The sequence below is a fragment of the Candidatus Woesearchaeota archaeon genome, assembly GCA_016180285.1.
Classification (GTDB): Archaea; Nanobdellota; Nanobdellia; order Woesearchaeales; family JACPBO01; genus JACPBO01.
The window spans coordinates 1-9,190 of record JACPBO010000015.1 but is presented as its reverse complement, the minus strand read 5'-3'; the positions used below and the strand labels follow the sequence as shown (position 1 = coordinate 9,190).

The window sequence follows — 9,190 nt, the reverse complement described above, 5'->3', positions numbered from 1 at the left end:
CCGAACGGCAGCATTAGCTACTGGCATGTTAGCTGCCGTTCAATTTTTGTTTTAGAGAAGGAGATATTTATTGGTTAGCACCATTAAGTTGACTGTGCCAGTTCATAGAAAAGTTTAAATATCATCACTATTTTCCAGTGGAACATGGAAGAAAAAACATTTACTGGGAAAGTTAGCTATGGAGAAGCGGTAGATGATTGTATTGAACATAGATGTATCCGCTTAAATCCTTCTCAAGTCATTAAACATGGTGTTCCCTCTGCAGGTTTAATGAAACCTCTTATAGACATTTCTGAAGCGATTGTTGTCCTTTTAAAAAAAGGATCTGGCGAGTATGCAGTTGAGCTACATACTGATCAAGACACTAAGAAGTATGAAGCTTACAACTCTTCATGCTCAAATCCAGGGCCAAATAGCTCTTTAAATGAGCCATACAATAGTACTAAGAAAATATACGAAGGCTTAGTGGCCATAGTAGGAGAAAATACTTTTAAACTGCATGTTTTCCCTGACTTGTCAGTAGGAATTGAAGAATCAGATATACGCGAAATATTGGCCTAAAGCGGTTTTATCATACTATTTTTTATAAATGCTTTTCTATCTCTATGATAAAGCTGCGATTATTAAGGTCTTATACAGCAATATATTAAACCAACTGCAGTATATCCTGCGCATCTGGCTGAGATTTATTCTTTGTCCTGATGAACCTGCAATATCCTGTAGACCATTCTATCTTTATGGCGGGCATATCCCTTTCCTGTTTCACTGCTTCAACAATTGATGTTAAAGATCGGTATAGTTTAGGATCTTCAAACAATCTGCCCCATTGATGGTACGGATTTTCACATGCAAGAGGAGGCGTTATTACTGCTCCACTTTCTTTGAATTCAATCAGTTCTAAAGGTTGGCCATAATATTTTGCAGTAACACCAACTTTAGTAATCTCTCTATTTTTTCCAATAGGGAAGATATTGACTGGCATCTTATTAAGAGACCATTCTATAGGCGCAAGCAGGCTCCCTCCCCGCCAATTAATAAACATTGAAAATTCCCTTTCAGACAGATAGAAATGGGCCCTTTCCATGCACCAAATTAAATGAGAAGGGATGTTTATCTCGAATGAGTACTTTTTTATGAAATTCTCTATAGAGGCAATACATGGTTTTTGATTTTCATTTTTTGAAAGAAAATCTAAATAAAGCTGATTTTTTAATGGAAAATCACAATAAACCCCTTGTTGGTATGAAGATTGAATACCTCTCAATACAGGATCATCCTCTTTAACCTGACAATAAAATAATGGCTCATCACCAAATGCCTTCAATAAATTCATTGAATCTTCTCTTATAAGCCTTCTAATCTCTTCCAAATAGTTTTTATAACTGCCAAAATGCTCTTCAGCAAATTCTTTTACTTTATTATTTGGCGCTTCAAGAACTTTGTCAGAAATAGAATTTGCAAATGAAAATATTCTGTCTTTATCAACTAAATTTGATCTCATCTAAAATACCTTTAGATATCTTATTTTTTATAGCAAAGCTCATATTCTCGTCTTTTACAATAAAACTGCGCCAAATTGTTTAGCGCATCCTTAAGTGTTCTGTTTTTCTCAGCAGATTTGACTATTTCAGCATCCATCTCATCAAATATTTCTTTGTGTTTGGACATAACGCCAGATAATAAGTTATCATAGGATATGCCTTCTCTATCCATAATAGCTTCTTTCCAATCTTCTGGCAGATAATCAGAACAACGTATGACCTCCAATGCCCTTTCTGCGGGTTGTTTCAATCTTCTGCTTACAGGAAATCTTTCAACCAATGCTGCAAGTTGCGTGTAGAAAACAACCTCGTTATTGTATTTTGTTGGTTTGTCTCGTTTTACCCTTAATTGTATCCACAGGGTTTCTGATGCCCCGATAAGAGCATTACATAAATTATATGTTTCTTCACCAACCTCAATCATGGCGGCCAAAAATGGATAGAAACGTTCGGCGCGTACTGAATGCAACTCGTCCTTGATAGACCAACCGCTTTCCACACTATTCAATATCGTTCCAATCTCAGAATCGTAATTCGGATACCTTTCTTTTAAGAGTTGAAGTGATTTTGAAAGCTCAACACCGCTAGACAGCATAATGCCCCACTCTTCTGCCATCAAAATTTGCTCTAACAGGTCTTCATCTTTCATTGATACCACACTCATTTGATTTATAAAATTTTAACTTACTTCAAGCAATTATGCTTCTTATACCCTTTCTTCTTCGCTTCCTCATCGCTGTTCAGCCAAACCCTGTTTCTTGCATTGATCTTCTCCGCCCAGTCGCATTTTGGCGCATGGTAATAGCTGGCGTTTTTGCTTGCAACGTACTTGCCTGGCTCATATGTTTCAACAGAATACTTTGTTTCAGAAGGCTCTATTTCAATATCCTTAACAATGTCTTTGGCTTCATAAAAATCTTCATCCTTGGCTTTCTCTTTTTTAACGATATTCAGGGAAGCCAGCATGCCAATTATTGTAAACAGAGCAAGTAAAAATAACATGAAAGAGCCGCCTGTCAGGAAATAAAGGTAAATGACATCAACCAGCACAGCAGAAAAATAAATATAAGGCCATGCCCACGCATCTTCTTTAAGCAGAAGGTACATTATTGAAATTCCGGATATCAGGAAAATGACAGTCAGGAAAAGCTGCCATATGAAAACTCCCTCAATGCCGAATGTCGCCTTTATCAGGCCCACTATGTCAAGAAACATCACAATCAATATTGCAAAATGCAATCTGCCACCCATCATAATCCATCAAAACAATAAAGAATATTTAAAGATTTCTATTTTTGAGTAATTAAAACGCCTCAAACTCTGCAAGATTCTTCAGATAGCCGTTCTTCTTCAGCCATTGAACTTGAGAAGGCCTGTACTTGAAAATTATGTCTGCTTTGTCATCTCCTCCGAGCTCCCACGGCTCGATCAGGACAACATCGCCCTCCCTGACCCAAAGCTTTCTCTTCATTCTGCCTGGAATCCTGCATATCCTTGTTTTGCCGTCAAAGCACCTTACCCTGTTTCTGGAAGCCCCTAATCTCTGGTCAAGAATTCCAATGCACTGCTTTCCCCTGGGAAGCTTGACTCTTCTGATCTCTTCCATGCGATCGTTCTTCCATTTGGACCAAAGAAATAAGGATTGTCTTATAAAGATTGCGATATTTATGTTCATAACCAAAGCATAATAAACTTTATATATGAGTCCTCAATTCTATTTATCATGGTGACAGAGAGTAAACTATATATAAAAACAGACCCAAAAAATATCCAAGAATATTATTCTGTTATTTTAAGACAAAAGGATGAACAATTTGAATTTGATTTTAAGAGAATCAGTTCTATCTGGGGGGAAGTCCGAAGAATAGTTTCTCCACCTGATTTTTTATGGATTGACAATGCCCAAAAATTTGATATGACAGATGTAGATACTTATCGGATGAATGGTCTCACTGTAAAGGTTGAGAGAGCAGTTAATGGGGCATATTTTGACGGGTTGGGCATTCTTGGAGTTGAGGTAGAGATAATTTCAGAAATGGACAAAAAATCTAGACGACGTGCTGATAGATTAGCAGAGATCATTGTAGAAAATGCTCCTTCAATGGCGATTAGAATTGGGAGAAAATTACCTTCAAATAGAGTGGAAGATTATTGGATGTAATGATATCGTTTTCTCAATCATATAAGACAAGTGGAATTTTGTTGTTTAAATAGAAAGTTTTATATCTGCAGTAATTGCCAGTATAGATATGACTAAGAGAACCATAGCATTGATCATATTCATTTTCTTGGCTAATTTTGCTTTTGCATTGGAGCCCTGCCAATCAGGCGATATTAAAACTTCTGTCTATAAAGAATACCAGATGTTATACCCTAAGGAAGACTTTATCCGAATTACTGATAAAGATTCACTTAAAGATTTGGCGCAATTAAAGGATTTGGCCTGCCTGCAGTATCTGGATGCGACTGAGCACGGAATTAAGGGCGATATTGCCAATTTGAAGAATCTGACAAATTTGGAGGTTTTTAGTCTTTATTCCAATCCTGAAGTTTCCGGCGATATCTGCTCATTAAGCAACGCAACAAAGCTAAGAAGCCTGAAATTTGCCTTTGATCCAAATATAACAGGAGACATTTCATGCTTAAAAGGCCTGGTTAAGTTAGAAACTTTTGCCATGACCCATACCCAAATTTCAGGAGATTTGTCTGTTTTTTCCAATATGCCTAACTTAAAGGCAATTTATGTCAGCGGCACTAATATCAAAGGCAACATTTGCGCATTGAGCAATTTAACCAATATTGAAGAGCTGGGAATAGCAGATGAGTACCCAGGAAATCCCGACGTTACAGGAGATTTATCATGCCTTGATAATCTGAAAAAACTCAAGAGAGTCTCTATTTATAATACGAATGCAACTAATTGCGAACAATTCACCAAGGCTCATCCAGACATTGCCCAGATGGGAGAAACCGAATCCGGAAGACCGGCTGGTGGAGGTTGCTCTAAGGAGTCGCTGAAAACATTGGTAGATGTTGCTCAAAAGTATGAGAGGAAGATAGGCAAAGAAGTACAGACAGAAGTGAGAGGGCAGCCTAATTATCAGCCTGCTGCAAGTGCAGATCATAAGCAATACAAAGAGCCGGACAATCGAAATTTCTTTGCCAGACTTATTGATTGGATTAAAAGTTTGTTCAGAAAAGAATCGGCTTCGCCTTCAAATGCTACAGATAGCGGGCCTCCAAAGGAATGCACTGTAAATGGGAAGTTTATTGGCGAAGATAACTGCAAGGCTATGATGGAAAAATCATCTCCAGAGGGGAATCATTCACCATGAGATTAAAGCTGCCAAAAAAGAAGTTGATTGCTGTAAATGCTTCTCTGTTAAGAAGGATCATTGCATTTCTTATAGACCTGTTAATTATAAATTTTATAATATTGAGGCCGTTCCGGAACGTATTATTGAAATTAATGCCTGGCGGATCTTTTAATGAAGCATATTCCTATCTGCTGTCAAACCAAAATGCAAACACGGCATTATTTTTCATTACAGCGGCGATATCCCTTCTTGCGCTGCTTTACTTTGTTATTTTGCAGTACAAATTAGGCCAGACAGTTGGCATGATGCTTCTTAGCTTACATATTGAACCCAAGGAAATCAAGCTCTGGCAGGCTCTGGTTAGAAACCTTTTTATAATCCCTGTATTTCCGTTCTTCTTATTGTGGATGCTGGATCCTATTTACCTGCTTTTCAATAAAGAAGGGAAAAGATTCACGGAAAGATTGTCAAATACAAAGATTGTGCAAGTCTATGAGGTGGCAAGATGAACAAATGGGCTGTTGTCATTGTTGTTCTGGCAATTTTGGGGTTTTTCAGCTTGATGTTTGCAGGCATCGCAGCGCTGCTTTCTTCAGCGCCAGTTGAATCAGGAAATGCTGCTGTAATTCCGATAAAAGGCATCATAATGGCTGATGAATCATATGGATCATTCGGCAGCATAGTTGCATCCTCGACAAAAGTAATTGAGAACATAGACAAGGCGGATAAAAATCCCAATGTAAAAGCCATAATCTTTGATATAAATTCTCCCGGCGGCTCTGCTGTTGCATCAGATGAGATCGCAGCCAGAATAAAGAAGCTGAGCAAGCCGACTGTCGCTGTAATAAGGGAGGAAGGCGCATCAGGGGCTTACTGGGTAGCGTCTGCAGCAGACTACATAATCGCAAACAGGATGTCTATTACAGGCTCTATTGGCGTTCTTGGGTCTTATTTGGATATTTCTGGTTTTTTAAACAGGCACAATGTAACGTATCAGCGACTAGTTTCCGGATCTGAAAAAGACATTGGAAGCCCCTTGAAGAATTTAACAGCTGAAGAAAGAGGAATAATGCAGGAAAAGCTGGACAAAATACACCGGATATTCATAGATGAAGTTGCTCAAAACAGGCTGCTGACAAACGAAGAAGCCAGCGAAATATCAACAGGCGTTTTCTTTTTGGGAATGGAGGCTTTGGATCTTGGCCTGGTTGATGAGCTTGGCGACATGGAATCTGCAAAACAATACCTTGCAAATACGCTGAACATAACAATTTCTGCATTTGGTTACAAAGAAAAGAAGAGCTTTATTGACCTGCTCTCAGAGGCATTTTCTCAGCAGTCGTTTTTCGTAGGAAAAGGGATCGGATCTGCTGTTTTTGAAAAAACAAGAACAATAAACAAGGTTGATATTTGGACATAGTTATAAATGTAAAAATTGAATACGTTTCATTATTATGGAATTACTTAGAATTTTTTATTACGTCTCACATAAAGTCCAATTCCAGTTGATTCGGGGATGTTATGTCCATCAATCCCTTTATCTCCTACTAATTCAAAATGTAATTTTGGAGAAACCGTATATCTGATGACGGCTCTCCAATTTGCAATATAATCGCCATTGTCTTTTACTGTGCTTGTAGGTCCGGTTGCAAATCTGATTTTATCTGTAATTTTTCTGCCCGCTAATAAGCCAAGATATGTTTCATTTGGCGGATTAATATCTTTTTTGTTCTCACCTGTAAAAGCATATTCCAATATCCCATCAAGCCCATACTTTTTATCGGCTGTTAAGTATGTGGCCAATATGCTTGTTTTCAGATCATATCTTTCATTTCCTAAGCCCTTATTGCCTGTTGGGAATGTTCTTCCTCTTGGGCCAGCACCTATTGAAATGTCGCTTAGCCCATTTTCAGAAAGATTAGTCGAATCTATAAACTTATATGGCAGGCTGATAAATCCGAATTTTCCAAATTCATCGCCATCCCAGTATTTCAATATCAGATTATTGGTTACTGTTTCAACATTTTTTTCATTTCTGGAGTAGGCGATTCTCTCGTCCAATTGCCAGTTTGTCGGGCCTCTTAAGCCTTTGAAGATGTCATCTGCACGAACATTGCTTAAGAGGGCGGTCATGAGGCACAAGCCGCCAGCTGCAATAACTTTTAAATTTTTAATTAAATAACTCATAACTATTTGAAAGTAGCTAATGTATTTAAATGTATGTGGTATTGTTACAACACCATTAAATTTAAATATAAGTTCATCTTATTCTGCCTATGGCCTTGGAAATCCTAAGAAAAATCGGGCTCTCTGATGGAGAGATCAAGGCATATTCTGCCTTGCTTGACCTTGGAACATCTCCTGTTAACAAAATCCATGAAAAAACAGGCATTGAAAGAAGAAATATCTATGACATATTAAACAAGCTTATTGAGCGCGGCTTAGTAACTTATACCGAGGAAAACAAACGAAGATTATTCCAAATTTCCCACCCCAGCAAACTCATCGGGTGTCTGGAGGAAAAAAAGCATGAAATTGATAAAACAGAGAAAGAGGTAGAAAAAGAAATGCCTTCTATAATCGAGCAATTTAACTTTAAAAAACCGGAAATAAACGCTGAGGTTTACAGGGGCGTAGAAGGCGTTAAGGCAGTTTGGGAAGATATGCTGAATTATAAAGAGATATATTGGATCGGTTCAGGAAGGTATGTCCCGAAGAAGCATCCTGTTTTCTTTGCAAACTGGAATAAGCGAAGAATAAAACTAAAGATAAAAATGTTTAATATTATCAGATACGAGCTAAAAAAAGAAGTGAAGCCTTTTCAGCTGGAATATTGCAGATTTCTGCCAAAAGCATTCAGCGGCAATCCGACAGTTATTGGCATCTACGGAAACAAAACAGTTAATTTTTTATTGGGCGAGGATTTTTTTGCATTCGTAACCGAGAGCAAAGAGCTTGCTGAGAACTATAAAAGATACCACAAATACCTGTGGGATAATGTGGCGAAAGGTTAAAAGAGGAAAATGGAAAGATCAACAAGGTTTTTGGTTTTAATGGTTTTTGCGCTGGTTTTATTTTCAAATTTAGCGTATGCGATAAAAATAGACCATGAGGTTGATGAAAAACTTAAAACAGGCGATGAAGTCGATGTTATAATCAAGCTGAATTACCAGAACCTGGACAATCTCGGCATTTTTGGCAAGAAAGAAAAAATAAAAAACAGCCAGGACAGCGTTATTTCAGAATTCTCAGAAAATGAGCTGAAAGTGGTCACAGATATTCCATTGTAAACTCTTTTTCCGCAAAAATAAAGCGCTCTGCATTTAATAAATTAAAGAACAACCCGAATATTGAGGCAATTGAATACGATCACCCGATGCAGATTGACCTTTTAACAAGCGCTCCGCAGATAAATGCAACAAAGCTTTGGGGTTTAACATACAACGGGACAAATATTACAGGATTAGGGCAGACAGTGTGCATTTTAGATACAGGCATCCAATACACCCATCCTGCTTTGGGAAACTGCACAAACACAACATTTCTTGGGGGAAACTGCACAAAAGTCCTTGGAGGTTATGATTATGTCAACACAGACTGGGACCCTTATGATGACAATGGCCATGGAACTCATGTGGCAGGCATTGTAGCTTCGATGAATGATACTTATAAGGGAATTGCGAATAATGCGAGCCTTATAGCAATAAAGGTGCTTAACTCAGCCGGAACCGGATCAACTGCCAACATCATAGCTGGCATTGACTGGTGCGTTAACAATGCATCAAGATATAATATAACTGTTATCAGCATGAGCCTTGGCACCTCTGTACTGTACACAGGTTACTGCGACGATTCTTATGCATCAACAGCAGCTTCAATAAATTCTGCAATTGCAGCAAACATCTCTGTTTTCGCAGCAACAGGAAATAACGGCAACACAACGGCAATTGTATCTCCGGCATGCATTCAAAATACAACGGCAGTAGGAGCAGTCAACAGCAATGATGCAATTTTTTACAACAGGAACAATATAACAGATGTGCTGGCTCCTGGCGTGAGCATAATCTCAACTTATACAACAAGCGGTTATGCGACTTTTAGCGGAACTTCAATGTCAACTCCGCATGCAGCAGGGGCAGCAGCATTGCTGAGGCAGTACAGAAAGCTTGAAACAGGGGCATCGCTGACATCCCTGCAGGTTGAAAACGCATTAAAGACAGGCAAGAATATAACAGACAGCTCCGGCTCAAACCTTAATTTTACAAGAATTGACTTATGGCCTGCACTGGCATCTCTTGATGCAAATGCTCCTATAATAACTTTTGTCGGGCC

General features: G+C 38.4%; 13 protein-coding genes. 8 read left to right on the top strand and 5 right to left on the bottom strand.

Annotated features, from left to right (window positions below; all coding sequences use genetic code 11):
- Nucleotides 1–144 precede the first annotated feature (144 nt).
- The gene (locus HYU07_03690; protein ID MBI2129318.1) at nt 145–561 is read left to right on the top strand and encodes a hypothetical protein; all 417 of its coding nucleotides are present in this window, start codon (nt 145–147) and stop codon (nt 559–561) included.
- A gap of 85 nt (nt 562–646) precedes the next feature.
- Here the strand turns inward: HYU07_03690 and HYU07_03685 are convergent, their stop codons facing one another.
- From HYU07_03685 to eif1A, 4 genes are read right to left on the bottom strand one after another with little or no spacing between them, the layout of a single operon-like run.
- Complete coding sequence (locus HYU07_03685) at nt 647–1,501, bottom strand: hypothetical protein (GenBank protein ID MBI2129317.1); 855 nt, start codon at nt 1,499–1,501, stop codon at nt 647–649.
- A gap of 20 nt (nt 1,502–1,521) precedes the next feature.
- Nucleotides 1,522–2,190 carry a type II secretion system F family protein gene (locus HYU07_03680; protein MBI2129316.1) on the bottom strand — a complete coding sequence of 223 codons (669 nt, stop codon included), beginning with the start codon at nt 2,188–2,190 and terminating at the stop codon, nt 1,522–1,524.
- Nucleotides 2,191–2,225: 35 nt separating this feature from the next.
- Entirely contained in the window at nt 2,226–2,795 is a 570-nt protein-coding gene (locus tag HYU07_03675; protein ID MBI2129315.1) for a hypothetical protein, read from the bottom strand.
- 49 nt (nt 2,796–2,844) lie between these two features.
- Nucleotides 2,845–3,147 carry a translation initiation factor eIF-1A gene (gene eif1A / locus HYU07_03670; GenBank protein MBI2129314.1) on the bottom strand — a complete coding sequence of 101 codons (303 nt, stop codon included), beginning with the start codon at nt 3,145–3,147 and terminating at the stop codon, nt 2,845–2,847.
- A 117-nt stretch (nt 3,148–3,264) separates the two neighbouring features.
- Between eif1A and HYU07_03665 the strand changes: the two genes are divergently transcribed.
- From HYU07_03665 to sppA, 4 genes are all read left to right on the top strand, one after another.
- Entirely contained in the window at nt 3,265–3,702 is a 438-nt protein-coding gene (locus HYU07_03665) for a hypothetical protein (protein MBI2129313.1), read from the top strand.
- An 88-nt stretch (nt 3,703–3,790) separates the two neighbouring features.
- The gene (locus HYU07_03660) at nt 3,791–4,876 is read left to right on the top strand and encodes a hypothetical protein (GenBank protein MBI2129312.1); all 1,086 of its coding nucleotides are present in this window, start codon (nt 3,791–3,793) and stop codon (nt 4,874–4,876) included.
- On the top strand, nt 4,873–5,367 hold the full coding sequence (locus HYU07_03655; protein ID MBI2129311.1) for an RDD family protein: 495 nt from the start codon (nt 4,873–4,875) through the stop codon (nt 5,365–5,367). The genes HYU07_03660 and HYU07_03655 overlap by 4 nt, the downstream gene beginning before the upstream one ends.
- On the top strand, nt 5,364–6,278 hold the full coding sequence (gene sppA / locus HYU07_03650; GenBank protein ID MBI2129310.1) for a signal peptide peptidase SppA: 915 nt from the start codon (nt 5,364–5,366) through the stop codon (nt 6,276–6,278). Before HYU07_03655 ends, sppA begins: the two co-directional genes overlap by 4 nt.
- A gap of 44 nt (nt 6,279–6,322) precedes the next feature.
- On the opposite strand, the gene HYU07_03645 is transcribed toward sppA, so the two are convergent.
- Nucleotides 6,323–7,045 carry a hypothetical protein gene (locus HYU07_03645; protein ID MBI2129309.1) on the bottom strand — a complete coding sequence of 241 codons (723 nt, stop codon included), beginning with the start codon at nt 7,043–7,045 and terminating at the stop codon, nt 6,323–6,325.
- 89 nt (nt 7,046–7,134) lie between these two features.
- On the opposite strand from HYU07_03645, the gene HYU07_03640 reads away from it, so the two are divergent.
- The 3 genes from HYU07_03640 to HYU07_03630 form a co-directional block, all read left to right on the top strand.
- A complete protein-coding gene (locus HYU07_03640; GenBank protein MBI2129308.1) occupies nt 7,135–7,872 on the top strand; it encodes a hypothetical protein in 738 nt (245 codons plus the stop codon).
- A gap of 9 nt (nt 7,873–7,881) precedes the next feature.
- Nucleotides 7,882–8,148 carry a hypothetical protein gene (locus tag HYU07_03635; protein ID MBI2129307.1) on the top strand — a complete coding sequence of 89 codons (267 nt, stop codon included), beginning with the start codon at nt 7,882–7,884 and terminating at the stop codon, nt 8,146–8,148.
- Nucleotides 8,149–8,234: 86 nt separating this feature from the next.
- Nucleotides 8,235–9,190, top strand: a 956-nt coding sequence (locus tag HYU07_03630) for a S8 family serine peptidase (GenBank protein MBI2129306.1), incomplete at its 3' end; no start/stop codon positions are given.

Coding starts and splice junctions, on each gene's coding strand:
- HYU07_03680 (MBI2129316.1), bottom strand. CDS start 2,190: ATGAAAGATGAAGACCTGTTAGAGCAAATTTTGATGGCAGAAGAGTGG.
- HYU07_03685 (MBI2129317.1), bottom strand. CDS start 1,501: ATGAGATCAAATTTAGTTGATAAAGACAGAATATTTTCATTTGCAAAT.
- HYU07_03665 (MBI2129313.1), top strand. CDS start 3,265: ATGGTGACAGAGAGTAAACTATATATAAAAACAGACCCAAAAAATATC.
- HYU07_03660 (MBI2129312.1), top strand. CDS start 3,791: ATGACTAAGAGAACCATAGCATTGATCATATTCATTTTCTTGGCTAAT.
- HYU07_03675 (MBI2129315.1), bottom strand. CDS start 2,795: ATGATGGGTGGCAGATTGCATTTTGCAATATTGATTGTGATGTTTCTT.
- sppA (MBI2129310.1), top strand. CDS start 5,364: ATGAACAAATGGGCTGTTGTCATTGTTGTTCTGGCAATTTTGGGGTTT.
- HYU07_03635 (MBI2129307.1), top strand. CDS start 7,882: ATGGAAAGATCAACAAGGTTTTTGGTTTTAATGGTTTTTGCGCTGGTT.
- HYU07_03690 (MBI2129318.1), top strand. CDS start 145: ATGGAAGAAAAAACATTTACTGGGAAAGTTAGCTATGGAGAAGCGGTA.
- HYU07_03640 (MBI2129308.1), top strand. CDS start 7,135: ATGGCCTTGGAAATCCTAAGAAAAATCGGGCTCTCTGATGGAGAGATC.
- HYU07_03645 (MBI2129309.1), bottom strand. CDS start 7,045: ATGAGTTATTTAATTAAAAATTTAAAAGTTATTGCAGCTGGCGGCTTG.
- HYU07_03655 (MBI2129311.1), top strand. CDS start 4,873: ATGAGATTAAAGCTGCCAAAAAAGAAGTTGATTGCTGTAAATGCTTCT.
- eif1A (MBI2129314.1), bottom strand. CDS start 3,147: ATGGAAGAGATCAGAAGAGTCAAGCTTCCCAGGGGAAAGCAGTGCATT.